15 protein-coding genes are annotated in these 20,463 nt (G+C 68.5%); 7 read left to right on the top strand and 8 right to left on the bottom strand.

Translation table 11 applies throughout. The features are described 5' to 3' along the window. The first annotated feature begins 4 nt into the window (after positions 1-4). Positions 5-742 (top strand): GntR family transcriptional regulator, encoded by a 738-nt coding sequence (locus HLH48_RS03395; protein WP_182996105.1) that lies wholly within the window; start codon positions 5-7, stop codon positions 740-742. On the opposite strand, the gene HLH48_RS03390 is transcribed toward HLH48_RS03395, so the two are convergent. The 4 genes from HLH48_RS03390 to HLH48_RS03375 form a co-directional block, all read right to left on the bottom strand. After that, entirely contained in the window at positions 642-2,027 is a 1,386-nt protein-coding gene (locus tag HLH48_RS03390; RefSeq protein WP_182996104.1) for an APC family permease, read from the bottom strand. The two genes, HLH48_RS03395 and HLH48_RS03390, sit on opposite strands and share 101 nt — an antisense overlap. Next, entirely contained in the window at positions 2,024-2,866 is an 843-nt protein-coding gene (locus HLH48_RS03385; protein WP_182996103.1) for a GntR family transcriptional regulator, read from the bottom strand. The genes HLH48_RS03390 and HLH48_RS03385 overlap by 4 nt, the downstream gene beginning before the upstream one ends. Before the next feature lie 113 nt (positions 2,867-2,979). Beyond that, entirely contained in the window at positions 2,980-3,735 is a 756-nt protein-coding gene (locus tag HLH48_RS03380) for a maleate cis-trans isomerase family protein (RefSeq protein ID WP_182996102.1), read from the bottom strand. Further along, positions 3,725-4,894: an FAD-dependent oxidoreductase gene (locus HLH48_RS03375; RefSeq protein WP_182996101.1), complete on the bottom strand. Its 1,170-nt coding sequence runs from the start codon at positions 4,892-4,894 to the stop codon at positions 3,725-3,727. The genes HLH48_RS03380 and HLH48_RS03375 overlap by 11 nt, the downstream gene beginning before the upstream one ends. A 143-nt stretch (positions 4,895-5,037) precedes the next feature. Between HLH48_RS03375 and HLH48_RS03370 the strand changes: the two genes are divergently transcribed. From HLH48_RS03370 to HLH48_RS03360, 3 genes are read left to right on the top strand one after another with little or no spacing between them, the layout of a single operon-like run. Beyond that, on the top strand, positions 5,038-6,588 hold the full coding sequence (locus HLH48_RS03370; protein WP_246386787.1) for an aldehyde dehydrogenase: 1,551 nt from the start codon (positions 5,038-5,040) through the stop codon (positions 6,586-6,588). A gap of 36 nt (positions 6,589-6,624) precedes the next feature. Continuing rightward, complete coding sequence (locus HLH48_RS03365) at positions 6,625-7,347, top strand: isochorismatase family protein (RefSeq protein ID WP_182996100.1); 723 nt, start codon at positions 6,625-6,627, stop codon at positions 7,345-7,347. After that, positions 7,347-8,636 carry an aspartate aminotransferase family protein gene (locus HLH48_RS03360; protein ID WP_182996099.1) on the top strand — a complete coding sequence of 430 codons (1,290 nt, stop codon included), beginning with the start codon at positions 7,347-7,349 and terminating at the stop codon, positions 8,634-8,636. The genes HLH48_RS03365 and HLH48_RS03360 overlap by 1 nt, the downstream gene beginning before the upstream one ends. 7 nt (positions 8,637-8,643) lie before the next feature. On the opposite strand, the gene HLH48_RS03355 is transcribed toward HLH48_RS03360, so the two are convergent. Then, on the bottom strand, positions 8,644-11,091 hold the full coding sequence (locus HLH48_RS03355) for a TonB-dependent receptor (protein WP_182996098.1): 2,448 nt from the start codon (positions 11,089-11,091) through the stop codon (positions 8,644-8,646). 102 nt (positions 11,092-11,193) lie between these two features. Further along, on the bottom strand, positions 11,194-12,270 hold the full coding sequence (locus HLH48_RS03350; protein ID WP_220794985.1) for a hypothetical protein: 1,077 nt from the start codon (positions 12,268-12,270) through the stop codon (positions 11,194-11,196). Positions 12,271-12,489: 219 nt separating this feature from the next. On the opposite strand from HLH48_RS03350, the gene HLH48_RS03345 reads away from it, so the two are divergent. Then, positions 12,490-14,970, top strand: a complete 2,481-nt coding sequence (locus HLH48_RS03345) for a phosphocholine-specific phospholipase C (protein WP_182996097.1) — start codon at positions 12,490-12,492, stop codon at positions 14,968-14,970. Positions 14,971-14,973: 3 nt separating this feature from the next. On the opposite strand, the gene wrbA is transcribed toward HLH48_RS03345, so the two are convergent. Beyond that, on the bottom strand, positions 14,974-15,570 hold the full coding sequence (gene wrbA / locus HLH48_RS03340; RefSeq protein WP_182996096.1) for an NAD(P)H:quinone oxidoreductase: 597 nt from the start codon (positions 15,568-15,570) through the stop codon (positions 14,974-14,976). A 299-nt stretch (positions 15,571-15,869) separates the two neighbouring features. Between wrbA and HLH48_RS03335 the strand changes: the two genes are divergently transcribed. Together HLH48_RS03335 and HLH48_RS03330 are read left to right on the top strand one after the other, a co-directional pair. Then, the gene (locus tag HLH48_RS03335; protein ID WP_182996095.1) at positions 15,870-18,209 is read left to right on the top strand and encodes a TonB-dependent siderophore receptor; all 2,340 of its coding nucleotides are present in this window, start codon (positions 15,870-15,872) and stop codon (positions 18,207-18,209) included. 118 nt (positions 18,210-18,327) lie between these two features. Beyond that, positions 18,328-19,662: a PQQ-dependent sugar dehydrogenase gene (locus tag HLH48_RS03330; RefSeq protein ID WP_182996094.1), complete on the top strand. Its 1,335-nt coding sequence runs from the start codon at positions 18,328-18,330 to the stop codon at positions 19,660-19,662. A gap of 107 nt (positions 19,663-19,769) precedes the next feature. Here HLH48_RS03330 and HLH48_RS03325 read toward each other — a convergent pair whose 3' ends face one another. Then, positions 19,770-20,381, bottom strand: a complete 612-nt coding sequence (locus tag HLH48_RS03325) for an NTP transferase domain-containing protein (RefSeq protein WP_343065387.1) — start codon at positions 20,379-20,381, stop codon at positions 19,770-19,772. Positions 20,382-20,463 lie beyond the last annotated feature (82 nt).

The following is a 20,463-nucleotide window of genomic DNA, read 5'->3' as shown; positions in this document are numbered from 1 at the left end:
CGGCATGGACGGCCGGGAGGATGACGACAGCGCACGCTCGCTCGGCGAGGCGCTGTTCCGCGACATTCTGGCCCTGATCCATTCGGGCGGGATCGCGCCCGGCGCCACGTTGGGCGAGGCCACGCTGGCCCGCCAGTTCGGCGTCAGCCGTGGGCCGGTGCGCGAGGCGATACGCCGCCTGCAAGGCATCGGCCTCGTCACCCGCGAACCCTTCGCCCGCGCGCGCATCGCGCTGCTGGACCGCACGGCGGTGGACGACCTGTTCGACATGCGCGTCGCGCTGGAAGGCCGCGCCTGCGCCCTCGCCGCCACCCGCATGGACGACCACGCGATCACCACCCTGCTGGCGGCGCTGGAACGGGCGCGCCGACGCGACCTGGGCGATCCCGACGTACCGCCCGACGATTTCGATTTCCATCTCCTGCTGATCGACCATGCGCGCAGCCCCCGGATCTCGGCGGCGCTGGGCGGCGACCTCTACCCGCTCCTCCGGCTCTACCGGCGCTGGTCCGGGGCCCGGCCGGAACGCAAGGGCGTCGCGTACCAGGAACATTGGCAGATCCTGCGGGCGATCCGCTCACGCGACGCCGATCTGGCCCGCTCGCTGATGGAACAGCACATCGAAAAGGCGCGCGCCAACCTCATGACCGCGCTGGACGCATCGCCCACCAGCCAGCCAGTGCCAGCAGCGCGCTTGCCAGCGGCACCAGCCGCGTCGTCCCTTCCAGCAGGCCCAGCGTGACCGCGATCACCGCCAGGGTTGCGACGGTGCCGGTCGCCGCGCAGACCCGCGTCCCTCGATCGCCCCCGCCGCGACGCCCCATCACGAACCCGCCGATGCAGGTCGCGCACCAGGCGATCAGCAGGTTGAGGCTGGCAAACGTGCCGATCCAGATGAACCACCCCCTATAGGCATCCTGCCCCGCCGCCGCCCCCGCCGCCGCGCGGATGACAACGACCAGCACGGCCGTTCCGCCCAGCAGCACCAGATTGGGCAGGACCGGCACCCCGCGCCCGGCGCTGGTGCGGGCAAAGGCGGCGGGCAGCACACCGTCCCGCGCCAGGCACAGCAACCCGCGCGCGATGGCGATGCTGCCGGCCGTGATCATGGCCAGCACGTCGGCGATGGTCATCGCCATCAGAATGGCCTCGATCGCCGGGCCGCCATAGCGCGGGTCCACCGCCAGCGCCAGCAGCGGCATGTCCTGTCCGCCCAGCCGCTCCGCATCGGCCCCGAACCCCGCCAGCGCGGCGAAGGCTGTCAGCAGGTAGAAGGCCCCGTTGACCCAGATCGTCAGAATCATGGCGCGGGGAATGGCCCGCGTCGGGTTGCGGCATTCCTCGGCCAGGCTCGCCGCCCCCTCGAAGCCGCCATACATGAAAAAGGCAAAGCTCAACCCCATCATGACGCCGGCCAGCCCGTGGCTCTGCGCCGACGGCACCAGCCCCGTCCGCGCCACCGCAAAGAGATGCGGCGACCGCACCAGGACCCAGGCGGCGAACAGTCCCACGGCACCGATCGAGACGACGCTGACGGCAAGTTGCAGATGCACCGCCAGCGTGATGCCGCGGGAAACCGACAACGCCACCACGGCCAGCCCGCCCAGCGCCGCCAGCCACCACGGCAGCGCATGGCCGGTCAGATGCTCGGCCAACCTGGCCGCGAGGCCGCCGAAGGTCAGCGTGCCGTTGACGAAGGCCGCGATCGCGCAGGCATAGAACAGCAGCCCGAACACAGTCCCCGCCCGCCGCCCCAGGGAAAGCTTGAGATAATCGTACAGGGAACCCGGTGTCCGGACCTGCCGTGCGAACCCCGCGAAGACGCGGGCGACGGCCATCAGCAGAACCGCCGCGACCAGGATGCACAGCGGCACCGCCCCTCCGGCTCCGAAGCCGGACGCCCCCACCGTCACCAGCGGCACGAAGACGATCGCCGAATAGATCGGCCCGACGCCCGAGGCCGCCTGGGCCACGACATCGGCCAGCCCGAGTTCGCCGCGCAGGCGGCCGGGCGGCGCGGCGGTCATTCCGTTCCCGCCGCGGGCGGTGCCAGGTCGCGCACGCTCAGATGCAGCCCATGCTCGCCCTGCCGCAGGCTCTCCGCCGAATAGGACAGGAAATATTCGTACCGGTCGGGACGGTACACGACCATCAGCCGTTCGACGACCCGCCCGGCGGCATCCCGCGCGATGCGCAGCATGGACAGCAGCGGCGTGCCGATCTCCACCCCCAACGCCTCGGCCGCCGTCGCATCGGCCGGACAGGCGCTGAGATGCTCGTCGAATCCGTGCAGGTCCACCCCCGCCGCTTCCAGCGCGGCGGATACCGGCAGCGTCCCCAACTGGCGTCGCGGCACGAAGCGGGCGAACTGCGCGGGCAGCAGGCAGACGGAATGCGAAATCGCGGATCGCGAGTCCGAGCGCACGCGCTCGATCCGCAGCAGCGGCGCGTCGACCGCGACCCCCATCTGTTCGGCCGTCGCCGGCGAGGCGCCGATCACTTCATGGCCGACGATCCGCACCTGGGTCTTGAACGCCAGCGAGACCTGGTTGCGCCGCACCGCCGTCGACTGCATGGCCGCGCGGATCGGGGCGGCGAGCGGAAACGTCCCACGCCCGCGCAGGCGGCGGATCAACCCTTCGCTTTCCAGCCGCTTCATCGCCGTGCGCAGCGTAATGCGCGACACGCCGAAGACCTCCGACAGGTCCGCCTCCGTCGGCATGGGTTCTTCCGGCTGAAAACTGCCTTCCATCAGCTTGCGATACAGCACGACATACACACGATGATGCAACGGAATCAGCGATTGTTGCGACAGGGGCTCGATGTCACGCAGGGCGGTCTGGACGGTCGGTTTCTTGGCAGACATGAAAATTCTGGGAACTCGCGTGGTTTTGCCCCGCAATGAAGCACGGAACGACCTGCGTGATCCATCCACCCTCCACCCCCGCCGCCCATCGCGCGCCGAATCGGCGGCCGCGATCATGCCGCCTCCGGCAGAACGGCTTCCAGCACCGGCGCGGGCACGCGCATGCCGGTCGCCCGGCGCAGCCACCACGCGCAGGCGATGTTCGAGGACAGGACCGGCACCCCGCCCGCCCGCCGTGCGGCCACAATCGCCGGCAGCGTCAGCAGGCCGGTGCCGCTGACCACCACCGCCTGCGCATCGGCCGCGATCCCGGCCAGTCCCCGCCGCACGTCCTCGGTTCCCATCTCGTAGGCACGGAACGTTTCCGACAGGCTCACCACCTGCACCACGTCATGCCCCGCCGCCTCCCAATAGGCCACGGCCTGCGCCGTCAGGGCCTTGTGGTAGGGCGAGACCAGCGCCAGGCGCCGCACACTGAGTGCCTCCAGCAGGCAGGCGATGGCATGGCTGGCGGTCGCCACCTTCATCGTCTCCGTCCCCAGCCGCTCCGACAGCGCCCGATCGCCGTCAGGCAGCAGCCGGTAGCTCGGCCCGGTCAGCCCCACCACCGCCGCGTCCGGCGACAGCCCCGCCATCTGTCCCAGCGTCGGGGCATACAGGTCGATATAGCGCGCGTTGCGTTCCTCCAGCGTGGTATCCGGCATCAGCGGAAAGCGCGCCGCATACAGCTTGCCCGCCGGCAGCAGCAGACGCGCCAGCTCGGGCTCGACCGTCGGATTGGCCGGCGGCACCAGAACGCCCAGGCGCGGCGTCCCCTCCAGGTCCGTCAGCGCCGCGAGGGTCGCGGCGGCCAGGGTGTCAGAGCGCATCGATGTCCTCCCGGTCGATCATGTCGAGCATCGAGGTCTCAATGAGAAACGCGCGCGCCTCCCATGGATCGTCCGCGATCGCGCGCACGCGCGCGGCCCAGCGCGACAGGTCACCGACGCTGCGGTCGGTGCGCTCCGCCAGCAGCGTGGCCCCCACCCGGTGCCGCCGCTCCGCCGCCGCCGGCACCGGCGCCGCATCGCCGCTCGCCAGCGCGCGCACGATCGCATTCGCGACCACGCAGCCATCGTGAATGCCGCAATTCATATTCATTCCGCCGCGCGTATTCGTCACATGGGCCACATCCCCGATCAGAACGACCCGGCCCACCGCATAGCGCTCGGCCAGGCGCCGCGAGGCGCGATACAGGTCCCAGCCATCGACCGGCGGCATATCGATGCCGGGCGGCAGGACATCGCGCAGCACGGCTTCGACCCAGGCGCGATCGCGCCGCGTCTCCGCCAGCGCCGCGTCGGCGGGACGCAGGATGACGCGCCAGCAATCATGCATCTCCAGCAGGCTGATCGAACGATTGCCGTCGAACAGGTAGGTCACGCCATCCAGCCCCGGAATGTACTCGGCCATGGACGCACGGGTGATCACGCGCAGCACCTCGCCGGGATAGGCCCTGCCGTCGAAACCGATGCCCAACCCCTCCCGCAGGGCGCTGCCGGCACCATTGGCCACCAGCACGAAATCCGCCGTCCGGTCCTGCTCGCGTCCATCATGGCGGAACCGCACGGCAGCGCTGCCGCCGGCGCTCTCCACCGAAAGCACATCGGCGCCAAACAGCAGGCGCACATGGGGCAGCCGCTCCAGCGCCTCCAGCGCCGCCCGGGCGATCTCCGCCTGTTCGACATGCATGCGGTACGGATGCGCGGTCAGGTCGGCGAGCGTGTCGAACGCAAACCGCGCGAACGGCCCCGCCACCGTGCGATACTGGGCACCCCGCACCACGCGGGCCCGTCCGCGCACCGGCTCCAGCAGCCCCAGCCGGTCGAGGATATCGAGGGTCGGCGGATGGAAAGTCGACGCCCTGGACGCAACGTTGATCGTCTCGCGCTTTTCGAGCACGCAGACCGAAACCCCCGCGCGGCCCAGACATAGCGCCGTGACGAGACCGACCGGCCCCGCGCCGCAGATGATGACCGTGCCGTTCATCGGGCGGTGTTTCCTGTCATGGCGTCTCTTTTCATGCTCCACGGGTGCCGGGACCGAAACGATGTCGCTTGCGGTTCATGACTTAATGTCATACACATAATACATAACAAGTCAAACCTCCCGAACGGACCAGGAAAACCAGCATGAGCGCGCTGCTTGTCGATATGACCCCGACCGATTCCCGCCTGGCGCCGACGCGGCGTGCCGAGGACGGATGCTTCGTCTACCGTCAGTATATCGATGGTACGTTCGTCGATTCCGATGGCGAGGGCTGGATCGATTCCGACAACCCGGTCACGGGCGCGGTCTGGGCGCGCGTGCCCGACGGCACGGCGTCGGATGTCGACCGGGCGGTCCGCGCGGCCACGGCCGCCTTCACCACCGGCCCCTGGGCCACCATGCGGCCGACCGCGCGCGGCGCGCTGCTGCGCCGGCTGGGCGACCTGATCGAGCAGAATGCCGACTGGCTGGCCAGGGTCGAGCTTCAGGACAACGGCAAGCTGATCGCCGAACTCTCCATGCAGATGCGCTACATGGCGCAATATTACTATTATTACGGCGGACTGGCGGACAAGGTCGGCGGGTCGGTGATCCCGTCCGACAAGCCCGGCATCTTCAATTTCACGACCTACGCGCCCTGCGGCGTGGTCGCCTGCATCATGCCGTGGAACTCGCCCTTGCCGCTGACCAGCCTCAAGCTGGCGCCGGCACTGGCGGCGGGCGCGACGGTGGTCCTCAAGCCATCCGAATTCACGTCGGCCTCGCTGCTGGAATTCGTCAAGCTGGTGGAACTGGCGGGCTTTCCCCCAGGCGTGGTCAATGTGGTCACCGGGCGCGGCGCCGGAGCGGGCGACGCCCTGGTCTGCCACCCCGGCATCCAGCGCATCGCCGTCACCGGCGGGCCGGAAGCCGGCCGCATCATCGCCGAGAAGGCGGCACGGCACATGAAGCGCGTAACGCTGGAACTGGGCGGCAAATCTCCCAATATCGTCTTCGCCGACGCCGACATGGACCAGGCGGTCAAGGGGGCGGTCGCAGGCATTTTCGCCGCCTCCGGCCAGACCTGCGTGGCAGGCTCACGCCTGCTGTTGCAGGACAGCATCCACGATGCGTTTCTCGGGCGCCTGGTCGACTTCATCCGCGATGTCCGCTTCGGCTCCCCCACCGATCCGGCAACCCAGATCGCCCCCATCTCCACCCGGCCACAGTTCGAAAAAATACAGTCCTATGTCGCCATCGCGCGGCAGGACGGCGCGCGCCTGGTGGCCGGCGGCAAACCCCGCGCGGTTCCCGGCTTCCCCAACGGGCTGTTCTTCGAACCCACGATCTTCGCCGACGTGACCAACGACATGCGCATCGCGCGCGAGGAAGTGTTCGGTCCCGTCCTCAGCGTATTGCGCTTCCGCGACGAGGAAGACGCCATCCGCATCGCCAACGATACCGAATTCGGCCTGGCGGCAGGCGTATGGACCGAGTCCCTGCGGCGTGGACTCCTGATGTCCGAACGGCTGCGGGCGGGCACGGTGTGGGTGAACAACTACCGTTCCACCAGCACCACCTCGCCCTTCGGCGGCTTCGGCATGAGCGGGGTCGGGCGCGAAGGCGGCATCGCGGGCATGATGGAATATCTCGAAACCAAGAGCGTGTGGATCTCCACCACCGCCGAAATCCCCAATCCCTTCGTGCGGCGCTGACACGGCACGAATCGCAACGATCACGGAGCACCCGCCATGGAAGAGAGACCACGCCTCTGGGACCGGTTCCTGACGGAACGGGACCGACAGGTCTATGCCGCCTCGGGCTACGGAAAACGCGGGGGCTTCGGCTCCCGTCCGGCCCTGTTCATCATCGACGTGCAATATAATTTCTGCGGCGACGGGCCGGAGGACATCCTAGACGGGCTCAGGACCTACCGCACCCATTGCGGGCCGGAAGCCTGGGCGGCGGTGGCGCATATCGAACGCCTGCTGCTGCTGGCGCGCGAGAAGAACCTGCCGATCTTCTACACCGAAAGCGCGCGCCGCGCCGACCTGCGCGATTCCGGCGTCCAGGTCGGCAAGAACCATCGCGGGCATGAAAAGACGGTCATCGAGGGCACGCATGCGACACGCGTGGTCGCCCCTCTCGCCCCTCGCCCCCAGGATTACCTGATCGGCAAGCGCAAACCGTCCTGCTTCTTCGGCACGCTGTTCATGAGCCAACTCAATTTCCTCGACATCGATACGTTGATCCTGACCGGCTGCACCACGTCGGGCTGCCTGCGTGCCACGGCCGTCGACGCCTATTCCTACAATTTCAAGACCATCATCCCCGAAGAGACGGCCTTCGACAGGTTCGAGGCCAGCCACGCGATCAACCTGTTCGATCTCAACTGCAAATATGCCGACGTCGTCCCGACCGACGATGTCGCCGCCTATCTCCGGTCCTGCCCGGCGCGGGTGGAGACGCCCTGATGCCCGCTCCCGTCTACACCCGCTCGCGCGCCTATCGCGCGGCGGCCCGCACACACCTGCCCTTCGGCGTCTCCTCCACCCCCCGCGGACGGCAGACCCCGGTACCGGTCGTGATCGAAGAGGCCCGAGGCGTTCACCTGACCGACCTGGACGGCAACCGCTATATCGACTTCACGCTTGGCTACGGCCCGCTCCTGCTCGGCCACACGCCCGATTGCGTGCAGGCGGCCGTCACGCGGGAAATGGCCCGCGGCCTGCGCACGGCAACGGTCCATAGGGGCGAGGCCGCCCTGGCGGACCTGCTCGCCGAATGCGTGCCCTCGGCCGAGCAGACGGCCTTCGTCACGACCGGCACCGAGGCCGTGCAGCTTGCGCTGCGCATCGCACGCGCCGCCACCGGGCGGCTCAAGATCGCGAAATTCCGCGCCAACTACCATGGCTGGATCGACAATCTGCATATCGCCGGCGCACCGGGCCATGACGGCCCCGACACGATCGGCCAGGACCCGGCGGCGTCGGCCGACATCGTGCTGTTCGACTGGGGCGACACCGCGCAACTGGCCGCGCTCGACGGCAGCTTCGCCGCCGTGATCCTCGAACCGGCGGCGATCAACCCCGGCTGCTTCGCCCCGCCGCCGGGCTTTCTCGAAGCCGTGCGGGTCATCACGCGGGAACACGGCATCGTCCTGGTGTTCGACGAGGTCATCACCGGTTTCCGCCTCGGCCTGGGCGGTGCCCAGCAACGCTACGGCGTCCTGCCGGACCTGACGGTGCTGGGAAAGGTGCTGGGCGGCGGCCTCCCGATCGGCGCGGTGGCGGGACGGCGCGACATCATGCACGACGTCGCGACGGGGCGCCTGCTGCATCGCGGCACCTTCAACGGCAATCCGCTGTCCCTGGCGGCGGGTTTCGCGGCCGTGTCCCATCTGCGCGCGCACGCCGCAACGCTCTATCCGAGGCTGGATGCCATGGCCGGCGCCCTGTGCGCCCATGTCAACGCGCAGGCCGCACGGACGGGCGTCGCGGCCTGCGCCCAGCCCGTCGGTTCAGCCGTGCAACTCTTCGCCGGAACACGGGGACTGAACGGTATCGGCGACCTGGCGCAGGTAGACCGCGCCGCGACCTCCCGGCTGACCGACGCCCTGCTGCAACGCGGCATCTACGCCCTGCCGCGCGGCCTGATGTATCTGGGCGCGCCGCACGACGAGGCCGACATGGCCACGACCCGCCAGGCCCTGTCGGAAGCCCTGGAAACCCTGCGGACCCCGCCCGTGCGGCAGGGTCCATGACGCGCCCTCAATACGTCGCCGACAGCGCGAACAGGAACGCCCGCCCCGTCGAAGGCGTGACCCGGTCGCTGAACAGATTGGAATAATTCAGGCGGTTGGCCAGGTTATAGCCGTTCATCTGCACTTTCCAGTGCTTGAGGAAGCTGTGCGAAATCATGGCATCCCATTCGGCGGTCGAGGGCGCCCGCGCGGTATTGGCGGCATCCAGCCACACACCCTGCCGCCAGGTCAGGCCACCGCCGAAGGTCACGTTCCACGGGGTATTCGCTCCGGCGGTATAGGTCGTCCAGAACGTCGCCGAATTTTTCGGCGCATACTGGATCCGCTTGCCGACATTCGCCGCCGTCTGCGATGCGACCGTCGTCGCGTCGTAATAGGCATAGGTCGCGATCACGTTCCAGTTCTTCACGATCTCGCCCGACGCGCTGAGTTCGAATCCCTGGTTCCGCTGCCGGTCGCTCGACGCCGTCACGTTCCCCGTCGAAGGGTCCGTCTGCAACGCATTGCCCTTCTCCAGACGAAACGCCGAGACGGTAAAGCCCATCCGCCCACGAAAGGCGTTATATTTCGCGCCGACTTCGTACAGGCTGCTGCTCTCGGGCTTGAACCCCTCGGTCGAGGCCTTCAGCGGCTCCGAACTGTTGGTCACGTAAAGCCCCAGCGGCGTCGTCGATTTCGCCCAGTTGAAATAGAGCATCGTGTTGTCGTCGGGCGTGTACATCAGGTTGACGGTCGGGTTGTAGGTATCCTGGTCCTGCCCGTACGACACCCCCGCGCCGACCATGCCTTCATTCGCGGCATAATGGCTGTCCCAATGATCCCAGCGGAACCCCGCCCGCGCCGAGACTTTCGGCGTGAACCAGACCTGGTCGGAAAAGAAGGCCCCCACATCGGTCGCCGAGCCGGTCTTGTACAACGCCCGCCCGACCCCGCCGATATTCACCAGGTCGTAGCTGTACTGCCCCTGTCCGCCCAGCAGCAGGCCCGGCACGTCATGCGTCGGATCGACCAGGCTGGTCAGGTCCTGCCGCGTCCCGTTCTGCCCGTTATAGTTGAAGGCATAGTTGATGCGCCGGTCATAGACATGCGCCACGTCCCATCCGGCGATGACCTGGTGCCGCAGCGCGCCGGTATTGAATTTCGCGATGGCGGAAAACACGTTCTGCACCGACCAGTCATTCTGCCGATAGGGCTCGGGTCCGCCCAGGTGGCCCCGCCGGTTCACCATCGCCATGGACGGATCGGTAAAATACGCCGCGTTGCAGGTCGCATTGCAACCGGGCTGCGAGGCCGAATAATAACGCTCGTACATCCCGCCGCGCAGATCGTCGAAGAAGGAAACGTTGCTGTTCATCTCATGTTTCAGATGCGCCGTCAGCATATCGACATTGGTGGCGTCCTGGTCGTACTGCGTGCCGTACCAGTTGCGGCGGTTCAGCCCGAACGCCGTCGCCGGCCGGGCGACGGAGGTCCCGGGTTTCGTCAGCAGCGGCACGCCGTAATCGGGAATGCGGTTGTCGGTCTGATGGAAATATTCCAGCGTCAGCGTCGTCGGCTGGCCCAGCCCGAACGCGATGGAGGGCGCGATGCCCCAGCGATGCGAATAGACCGCGTCACGCCCCACCTCGTCATTCTCGTTCCCCATGCCGACGATGCGGATCGCGGTGGATTCGCCGACCTGCCGGTTCACATCCAGCGTGCCCCGATAATACGCCGCCGACCCGCCCGAGACCTGGCCGCCATAGCTGTCGCCCAGATGCGGCATCTTGGTCACCATGTTGATGGCGCCGCCGGTCGTACCGTTGCCGAACACTTCGGAGGACGGCCCCTTGATGACCGACACATGGTCGTAATCGAAACTGTCGCGGCTATAGACGCCGAAATCCCGCAGCCCGTCCTCATAGATATCGTTCTGCGCCTGGAAGCCGCGAATCAGGAACTGGTCGCCGCTCATCCCGCCTTCCCCCTCGCCGACCGAGGCGGTAATCCCGGGCACGTTGCGCAGCGCCTCCTCCAGCGATTTCACGTTCTGCTGTTCCATCAGCATCCTGGGCACGACATTGACGGTCTGCGCCGTATGCATGACATCCTGCGGCATCCGGCTCAGCCCGATATCCTCGTGCAGGATGTTCATCGGGCTGCCGACGACCGTCAGATGCTCCTCCCCGACGGGGCCGGCCCCCGCCTGCGCCTGGCCGTTCAGCGGCCGGGCCGCCGTCACGCCATCGGCGCGCGCGGGCGCGGCCTCGGCGGCTTGATGGCCACCGGGCGGCACCGCATGCGCCCGCGCGCGCGATTTGCGAACCGGCCGATGATGCCCGGCCTGCGTGGCGTCATCCCCGTCGGACGGCGCCCGCGCCTCGGCCACCCCCACATGAAGCCCGGAGCACAGGAGCGCGAAACCGGCCATCAGCGGCGCAGGATGAACACGGCGGCGGATCAATGGATTCTGCATTCTCTCGTTCTCGCACCCACGGTCTGGACGCGATGTTAAGAACACAAATGAGAATCAATCACAATTGCAAAAAATTCACGCCCCGTCCGCGCCGGGAGGCACTCACCCGTTGGCGGGAATCGTGACGATGGTATTCGGTCCCTTGCTGGTCTTGGACAGCTCCAGCAGGATCTGCAACATGGTAAAGGCCAGCTTGCTGTCGAAATCGTCGTCGGCGATCCAGTAGAATTTGTGGTTGTAGGTGGTCCAGGAAAAGACCGCCCCCGGCCGCTCCTTGGTCACATGGATCACGACGATCGGCCGGGTCACCCGCCCCACCAGCTTGACGGTGGGCCGCGTGCGCCCCGAGGCGATATCCTCCTTCGGCACGTCGATCTGATAGGCGATCTGCCCCAGCACCCCCAGCACGGTCCGCGTCAGCAACTGGATCTGCCCCCGCCGGGGCCGGCCGCCGCCATAGACGACCTCCACCCGCTCGTCATTCTGCGCCATGCCCAGCAGGCGGCGCGTATCGCGCGCCACCCGCGCCAGGTCCGGATCGTCGCTGGACGCGATCGACAGGAACACCCGGTCGCCCAATCCGTCCTTGTCGCCGGCGACGGGGCTGCGCTCCAACTGGATGCCCAGCAGCCCCGCCAGTTGCAGCAGCCGCAGGTCGTAGATCAGGTCGAAGAAGGCCGGCGACCCGCGCCCGGAATCCCCGCCCAGCGATCCGGCATTGCTGATCAGGTTGACCGACTGCACCGCCAGCCGGAACAGCACGTCGATCGGCAGCCCGCCCATCGCCAGCGGCAGCAGGTTGCCCGGCGGCAGCGGGCGCAGGAAACTCTGCGCATAGGCATCGCCGGTGACGGGCTGGAAGGTGAAGGTCGGGCTTTCCTGCACCTGCATGCCCGCCCCGCCATAGGGCCGGGTGGCCAGCGAATAGGTGCCGATCCCCACCGACACGTTGCGCTGCAACTGATAGCCCGAGATCATCTGCGTGGTATCCAGGAAGCCCGGCGTATCGGCATAGCGCAGGCGCACGACGTTCAGCAGCGTCTGCTGCTTGCCCGAACTGGTCAGCGCGCGCGAATAATCGCTCTGGTCCCGATCCAGCCGGGTCGGCCCGATTTCGTAGCACCCTTGCAGAACAGACAGGCCCGGCAGCAGCAGCAGAAAGCGAATGGTCCTGTTCATGGTCCCCGGATGTCGTTCATGGCCCCCGCTAGGCTCTTAGAGTGCCGGTCTCGGATTTCCAACGTCAATCCGGTTCATTTTTCCTGACAAGTTGGCAATGTCGGCGCGGCGCAAGCGCCATGCCACAGAATTGTCACATGGGAAAACCGCACCGCCCGTCGTATAGGGACCGTCCTGACAGAGCCCCGCATTCCGGCGGGGACGATGCGCGAGCGGACGATGACGACACGCAGAGATTTCCTGAAATACGCCCTCCTGTCCGGCGCGGCGGGCGCCGGCGCGGCGCTGCCCGACACGATCCGGCGCGCCTTCGCCATCGCGCCGAACCCGGGCACGACCTGGCGGGACGCCGAGCATGTCGTGATCCTGATGCAGGAAAACCGGTCGTTCGACCATGTCTTCGGCACCTTGCAGGGCGTGCGCGGCTTCAACGACCCGCGCGCGATGCGCCTGCCGAACGGCAACCCGGTCTTCGCGCAGGGCAGCGCGACGGGCGAGACCTATCTGCCCTGGCGGCTGAACATCCGCGACACGCGCGTCACCTGGATGGGCTCCATCCCCCATTCGCGCGACAGCCAGGTCGATGCCTGGAACGACGGCGGCCACGACCGCTGGATCGACGCCAAGAAATCGCACCACAAGGGCTATGACCGCTATCCGCTGACGATGGGCCACTACACGCGCGAAGACCTGCCGTTCTATTACGCGCTGGCCGACGCCTTCACCGTCTGCGACCAGCATTACTGCGGCGCAATGACCAGCACCACGCCCAACCGGCTGCTGTTCTGGACCGGCACGGTCCGCGACCGGCAGGACCCCGCCTCCAGGGTCTACATGCGCAACGGCGAGATCCTGGAAGGCGGCCTGACCTGGACCACCTTCCCCGAACGGCTGGAGGCCGCCGGCATCGCCTGGAAATTCTACCAGAACGAACTGTCGCAGACCGGCGGGATGAGCGGCCCCGAACGCGCGTGGCTCTCCAATTTCGGCTGCAACGTCCTCGAATGTTTCGATCAATATCGCGTCGACGCCAATCCCGGGTTCAGCGACTGGCTCGAAGCGCGCATCAGCGACTGCCAGGGCCATATCGACCGCCTGACCCGGCAGGAAATGCTGGTCTCCGAAACCCGCGCGGACCAGTTGGCCGAGGCCCGCGCGCTGCTCGACGTCCTCACCCGCCGCCGCGCCGCCGGCCGCACGCCGGCCGCGCTCACCCCCGGCGAGCGCGCCCTGTTCGAGAAAGCCTTCGTCATCAACAGCGGCGACAGGAACTACCGCGCGCTGGAAACACTGACGCTCCATGACGGCGACAGCCCCATCCGCATGGACGCGCCGAAGGGCGACGTGCTGTACCAGTTCCGCCAGGACGTGAAGACGGGCGCCCTGCCCACCGTGTCCTGGCTGGCCGCCCCCGAGCATTTTTCCGACCACCCGACCTCGCCCTGGTACGGCGCGTGGTACGTGTCCGAAGTCATGGATATCCTGACCGAGAACCCGGACATCTGGAAGAAGACCATCTTCATCGTCACCTATGACGAGAATGACGGCTATTTCGACCATTGCTGTTCCTACGCGGCGCCCGACCCCACCCGGCCCGAGACCGGCCGCTCGTCCCCGGCGATCGGCCCCGACGGGCTGGAATACACCACCGCCCGCGACGAGACCGATCGCGGCGTGCCCGCGCATCTGGCCCGCGGCGGCCCGATCGGCCTGGGCTTCCGCGTGCCGATGATCGTGGCCTCGCCGTGGAGCCGGGGCGGCTGGGTCAATTCGCAGCTCTTCGAGCACAGCTCGACCCTGCAATTCCTGGAAACCTTCATCCGCGAAAAGTTCGGCAGGACGGTAACCGAGACCAACATCTCGCCCTGGCGCCGCGCCATCAGCGGCGACCTGACCTCCTGCTTCCGCCCCTATGACGGCACGGTGCCCACCCTGCCCTTCCTCGACCGCGACACCCACCTGCGCATGATCGAGGACGCGCGCGACCGCCCGCTGCCCGGCGGCTTCCGCGCGCTCGCCCCGGCGGACATCGCGGCCCTGCGCGCCGACCCGGCCACGCTGCGCGACACCGTGCGGCAGGAACCCGGCACCCGCCCCGCCTGCGCCCTGCCCTACGAACCCTATTGCGACGGCGGACTCTCGGCGGACGGCAGCCAGGTCGCGCTCAGCCTGCGGGCGGGCACGGCCCTGCACGGCCCGCGCGCCGCCGGCCTGCCCTTCAACATCTACTGCCACGGCATCGGCCCGGACGCCGCGATGCAGGCCGGAACCTACGCCGTGGCGGCCGGCGACACACTGGCGGAATCCTTCGCCCTCCCGGCCGACGGGCGCTACGACGTCACGGTCCACGCCCCCAACGGCTTCTACCGCCGCTTCGCCGGCCGGTCGGGCGGCCCGCGCCTGCTGGCGGCATGCAGCTACCTGCGCGGCCGGGGCCGCGACCTGGTCCTGCGCCTGACCAACCGCGGCCGCACGCCCCTCACCCTCACCTGCGCCCTGGCCGGCCCGGGCGGCACGGCGCGCACGCTGCACCTGGCCCCGGGCCACGGCGCGGAGGCCGCGTTCGACCTGGCAGCGGGCGCGATGTGGTACGACGTCACTCTCACCAGCCCGCACGACCCCGACCTGGCCTACCGGTTCGCCGGCCGGGTCGAAACCGGCCGCCCCGGCCGCACCGACCCCGCGATGGGCGCGGCCTGACCGTCAGGCGAGCTTCCTGGCCAGCCCGGCCACGTGCCCGCCCAGGAAGCGCGCGCCCGCCAGCTCGTTGGCGCTGACGGCGCGCGACCCGTCCCCGGCGGCGATGGTGGTCGCGCCGTAGGGCGCGCCGCCCGTCACCTCGTCCACGTTCAACTGGCCCTGGAAACTGTAGGGCAGGCCGCTGACGACCATGCCGTGATGGATCAGGTTGGACATCAGCGAATACAGCGTCGTCTCCTGCCCGCCATGCTGGCTGGCGGTGGAGGTAAAGACCGCCCCCACCTTGCCGACCAGCGCGCCCTTCAGCCACAGCCCGCCGGTCTGGTCCCAGAACGCCGCCATCTGCGCCGGCAGGCGCCCGAACCGCGTGGGCGCGCCGATGACGATGGCATCGTAGTGCGGCAGGTCGTCGGGCGTGGCGACCGGCGCCGCCTGGTCCAGCTTGAAATGATGCGTCCTGGCGATCTCCTCGGGCACCGTCTCCGGCACGCGCTTGACATCGGCCTCGACCCCGGCGGCGCGCGCGCCCTCGGCGACGGCCCCGGCCATCGTCTCGACATGGCCATAGGTGGAATAATAGAGAACCAGCAGCTTCGTCATCGTGACCTCATTCCCGGCCGAACGGCCGTCTCCTCGGGGAGCGAATAGCAACCCCCCGACCATACGGCCCGCCCCGCCCCCTGACACCGCAAAAGACGGAAATGCTCGGTTTCCATCTTTTTGAGACCAACCCCCATTCATCAGCATTTTTCGATAGCTGTATTATTCCGGCAACAGTTCATGATTATATTCGACCATATATAGATCTATATCCCACGGTACATAGACAACCCGCTCGCGCGGATGCCAGAAGGGACACACCCGCCGTCCCACGTTCCTGTCCCGGATACGCCCGATCGATGCCTCACCGCCTGCCCGTCCTTCTCGCCGCCGGCGCATTCGGCGCCATCCTGCTGTCGGGCTCGGCCCTCGCCGCGCCACCCGCCCGCCCCCAGCACGGCCAGACGGCCCGGCAGGCCGCGACACCGGCCGGCAAGGCCCGACCCGCCGCCACGGCCCCCATCGCCGGCATCCTCGACGGCTCGAACGGCGAGACGCTGACCGTCCATGGCCGCCACGCGGCGGACGGCACGGGCGCCCGGTACATGAACCGGCGCGTCTATCTCGGCCCGCTGGGCAATCGCGACACGCTGGACACGCCCTATTCCGTCATGGGCGTCCCGCACGACGTCGTGGTCAACCAGCAGCTCCGCAACATCAACGACATGGCGCAGTACCTGCCCTCGGTACAGCTCGAAATCCGTGGCGACCCCAACACCTCCCGCCCGCAATCGCGCGGGTTCGAGGCCGACGTGGTGGCCAACTCCCGCCTCGACGGGCTGAACGTGGTCTCCACCACCCCCTACCCGGCGGAATGGGTGGACAACCTCCAGGTCCTCAACGGCCTGGCCGCGGCGATGTACGGGCCGGAGAATCCCGCCGGCGTGTTCGAATACACCCTCAAGCGCCCCACCGACCGGCGGACCGAGCGGCTGTCGGTCGGCGCGGATTCCATCGGCACCCCGATCGTCAATGGCGACATATCCGGGCGTGTCGGCCGGAACGGCTGGTTCGGCTACCGGCTGAACATGCTGCACGCCGACGGCACCGCCTACGCGTCGGGAAGCTGGATCCGCCGCGACATGGTCAGCGCCGACCTCGATTTCCACCTCGACGACCGGACGGTGATCGAGGTCGATGCCAGCCACTACAGCTACGCCGCGCGCGGCCTGGCCCCCGGCTTCGGCATTTCCGCCGGCACCGCCGCCAATCCCACCGGCATCGGCGGCCCGCTGCCCGAGGCGCCGGATCTCGGCCGGCGCCTGGCACCGGACTGGAGCGGCTACACCATGGAAACCAACACGTTCCTGGCCAAGATCCGCCACCAGATCAACCGGGACTGGAGCATCACGCTGGGCGGGCTGTACCAGGACGCGATGCGCCAGTCCTTCGGCATCAGCGACACGCTGACCCCGACCGGCGGCACCGACGGCGTCTACGCGGCGAAAGCCACCGCCACCACCACGGCCGACGATTTCCGCGTCGGCAGCAACATGGCCTACGTCAACGGCCGCGTTCGTACGGGTCCGATCCGGCACGACCTGGTCATCGGCACCAACGGCTACATGATGGGCAACTACAACCCGACCGGCGCGGTCACGCCGCCGCAAAACCTGGGCACCTACACCATGTATGGCGCGGCCCCCACCAACGGCCGGCAGCCCTATTACACGGGCCGCTACAAATCCAGCGCCATCACCAGCCAGTCCCTCATCGCGGGCGACACGCTGACGATCGACCGGCACTGGTCGATCATGGGCACCCTCGCCTGGAGCTGGATCGACCAGTCCGGCGCGCTCAACGCCAGGAGCCCGCTCAGGAAGACCTTCTCGGCCGACGCCGCCTTCAGCCCGACCGCGAGCGTGATGTACAAGCCGGCCGACAACCAGGCCTTCTATTTCACCTACGGCCGGTCGGTCGAAGCGGGGCCCGTGACCCCCAACAACCCGATCTACACCAACACCAACATCGCGCTGCCGATCGGGCGCGCCACGGAATATGAAGTCGGCTACAAGCTGCGCTACCGGAAGATGCAGCTCAATATCGACGGTTTCCGCATGACGTCGCCCTACGCGATGTATGTCGCCGCGCCGAGGGGCACATGCGCGAGCGGCGGCGCCTGCCAGACCTACGTGTATGGCGGCACGCAGCGCAATTACGGCGTGGAGGCCCAGGTTTCGGGCGAGGTCCTGCCCAACCTCTCCGTCCTGGCCGGCATGACCTGGCTGGACGCCGAACTGGTCGGCAGCCGCACCGCCGCCTACGACGACAAGGAGATCGTCGGCGCGGCCCCCGTGCAGGCCAGCCTGCTGCTCGACTACCGCCTGCCGGCCTCCCTGGGCGGCTTCGCCTCGGGCTGGGCCGTCAATGCCGGCGTCCATTACATGGGCAACCGCGCGGCCAACATCACCAACACGCTGCATACCGGCTCGTACACCACGCTGGAACTGGGCACGCGCTACGCCTTCCACGTCGCCCGCTTCCCCTGGGTCGCGCGGTTCGGCGTCAGCAACGTCACCAACGAGCGCTACTGGGCCTCGGTCTATACCGGCGCGCCCAGCGGCACGTCCGGCGCGGCCTCGACCCTGTATGCCGGCCTGCCGCGCGTCTACCACTTCACCCTCTCGGCGGAGTTCTGACCTCCCCCACGCGAACCCCGGCGGAAAAGACGGGGGTGGTTGCGCTCCCGCGCGAAATGGCCTGATATCGCCCGGCTCCGCCCCTGTCCGCGGAGCCAGAAAGTACGAGGCCGCCGCCATGACCCGTTCCCACGTCCGGCTTCTCGTCGCGACCACCGGCGTTCTCGCCCTGCTGGCGGCCGCCGGCTACCGCGCGGTGGTCTCGCCCGAGGAAGCCACGCAGACGGTCGCGGCCGGCACCGGCCCCCATCCGGTACTGCCCCCGCCCAACAAGACCGTCGTCCCCACGATCAACGTCGCCACCCCGATCGGCTGGCAGGGCACGCAGGCGCCGGTCGCGGCGCCGGGGCTGGCCGTCCATGCGTTCGCGACCGGGCTCGACCACCCGCGCTGGCTGTACAGGCTGCCCAACGGCGACATCCTGGCGGCGGAAACCAATGCGCCCGGCACCGATATCCAGACGCTGAAAAACCGCATCGCCGGCATCTTCATGGACCGCGCCGGCGCGGGCGTGAAAAGCCCCGACCGCATCGTCCTGCTGCGCGACACCAACGGCGACGGCATCGCCGACCAGCGGAGCGTCTTCCTCGACCATCTCCACTCGCCCTTCGGCATGGCCCTGGTCGGCGACACGCTCTACGTGGCCAATGCCGACGCCCTGGTCCGCTTCCCCTATCACGAGGGCGACACCCATATCGACGCCCCGGCCGAGAAACTCGTGGACCTGCCGGCCGGCTACAACCATCACTGGACCAAGAACATCCTGGCCAGCCCGGACGGGCGCAGCCTGTACGTCACCATCGGCTCCAACAGCAACGTCGCCGACAACGGCATGGCGGTCGAGGAAGGCCGGGCCCGCATCGACCGGTTCGACATCGCCACCGGCACCCTCACCCCGTTCGCCACCGGCCTGCGCAACCCCAACGGCCTGGCGTGGGAACCACGGACCGGCGCCCTGTGGGTCGCGGTCAACGAGCGTGACGAAATCGGCAGCGACCTCGTCCCCGACTATATCACCTCGGTCCGCGAGGGCGCGTTCTACGGCTGGCCCTACAGCTATTACGGCCAGCATGTCGACACCCGCGTCCAGCCGCAGCGGCCCGACCTGGTGGCCCGCGCCATCGCCCCCGACTACGCGCTGGGCCCGCACACCGCCTCGCTGGGCATCGCCTTCTCGCAGGACAGCAGCCTGCCCGAGGCCTGGCGCAGCGGCCTGTTCGTCGCCCAGCACGGCTCCTGGAACCGCAAGCCCAAGAGCGGCTATCGCGTCATCTACGTCCCCTTCGCCGACGGCCACCCATCCGGCCCGCCGCGGGAGGTGCTGACCGGCTTCCTCACCGCCGACGAAGACCACGTCCACGGCCGCCCCGTCGGCCTGGCCCTGGACAAATCCGGCGCCCTGCTGGTCGCCGACGATGTCGGCAACACCCTATGGCGGGTGACGGGGCAGTGATCTCCTTTTTCTGAAGAAAAAGAAGCAAAAAGACTTTTATCGGTTCAGGAGCCTCGCGATACGCCAGCAAAAGGCTCCCGACCGAATCGGAATGTTTTTGTTCTTTTTCAAAAAAGAACAGCATCCTCCCCCTCGGCGATCCCTCGCGCCACCTCCAGATCCTCCGGCGTATTGACGTTCAGGAACGGATCGACCGGCCGGTCGGCAAACGCCACCTCGCGCATGTCCAGCGTCTCGGCAAAGGCCCGCACGCCATAGGCTCGGCGCGGCGCATCGGGGCCGACCGCCCCCAGCCGCGCCCGCAGCGCGTCGCGCGCCGCCACCGGCCACACCGCCACCAGATGGTGCCGCCGCCCTCCCGACACCGCCACGGCGGGCCCAGGCGCCAGCGCGGCGGCCAGCCCGCGCGGCACGAAGGGCGTATCCCCCGGCACGGTCAGCACCCAGGGCCGCCCCAGCCCCGCCGCCCAGTCCATGGCCGCCAGCACCCCGGCCAGCGGTCCGGCCCCCTCCACCGGGTCCGGCAGCACCGGCAGCCCATAGGCCGCGAACCGCCCGCCGTCGCCCCGCGCACTGATGGCCAATGTCATGCCGTCCGCCGCCAGCCGCATCAGCAGCCGCGCCAGCAGCGTCATCCGCCCGGCGGTCAGCAGCGGCTTGTCGCCCCCGCCCATGCGGGTGGCCGCCCCACCCGCCAGCACCACGCCAGCCCCCGTCACCACCGCCCCTCCTTGCCACCGGCCAACCCGATCCCGACCTTGCCATCAACGGGGATTGAAGGCACCAGTACCCCGGCGGGCG

This window comes from Gluconacetobacter sacchari (genome assembly GCF_014174255.1).
Classification (GTDB): Bacteria; Pseudomonadota; Alphaproteobacteria; order Acetobacterales; family Acetobacteraceae; genus Gluconacetobacter; species Gluconacetobacter sacchari.
The sequence above is the reverse complement of the archived record's forward strand: the minus strand, read 5'-3'. Positions and strand labels throughout refer to the sequence as shown.

Coding starts and splice junctions, on each gene's coding strand:
- HLH48_RS03395 (WP_182996105.1), top strand. CDS start 5: ATGGACGGCCGGGAGGATGACGACAGCGCACGCTCGCTCGGCGAGGCG.
- HLH48_RS03390 (WP_182996104.1), bottom strand. CDS start 2,027: ATGACCGCCGCGCCGCCCGGCCGCCTGCGCGGCGAACTCGGGCTGGCC.
- HLH48_RS03385 (WP_182996103.1), bottom strand. CDS start 2,866: ATGTCTGCCAAGAAACCGACCGTCCAGACCGCCCTGCGTGACATCGAG.
- HLH48_RS03380 (WP_182996102.1), bottom strand. CDS start 3,735: ATGCGCTCTGACACCCTGGCCGCCGCGACCCTCGCGGCGCTGACGGAC.
- HLH48_RS03375 (WP_182996101.1), bottom strand. CDS start 4,894: ATGAACGGCACGGTCATCATCTGCGGCGCGGGGCCGGTCGGTCTCGTC.
- HLH48_RS03370 (WP_246386787.1), top strand. CDS start 5,038: ATGAGCGCGCTGCTTGTCGATATGACCCCGACCGATTCCCGCCTGGCG.
- HLH48_RS03365 (WP_182996100.1), top strand. CDS start 6,625: ATGGAAGAGAGACCACGCCTCTGGGACCGGTTCCTGACGGAACGGGAC.
- HLH48_RS03360 (WP_182996099.1), top strand. CDS start 7,347: ATGCCCGCTCCCGTCTACACCCGCTCGCGCGCCTATCGCGCGGCGGCC.
- HLH48_RS03355 (WP_182996098.1), bottom strand. CDS start 11,091: ATGCAGAATCCATTGATCCGCCGCCGTGTTCATCCTGCGCCGCTGATG.
- HLH48_RS03350 (WP_220794985.1), bottom strand. CDS start 12,270: ATGAACAGGACCATTCGCTTTCTGCTGCTGCTGCCGGGCCTGTCTGTT.
- HLH48_RS03345 (WP_182996097.1), top strand. CDS start 12,490: ATGACGACACGCAGAGATTTCCTGAAATACGCCCTCCTGTCCGGCGCG.
- wrbA (WP_182996096.1), bottom strand. CDS start 15,570: ATGACGAAGCTGCTGGTTCTCTATTATTCCACCTATGGCCATGTCGAG.
- HLH48_RS03335 (WP_182996095.1), top strand. CDS start 15,870: ATGCCTCACCGCCTGCCCGTCCTTCTCGCCGCCGGCGCATTCGGCGCC.
- HLH48_RS03330 (WP_182996094.1), top strand. CDS start 18,328: ATGACCCGTTCCCACGTCCGGCTTCTCGTCGCGACCACCGGCGTTCTC.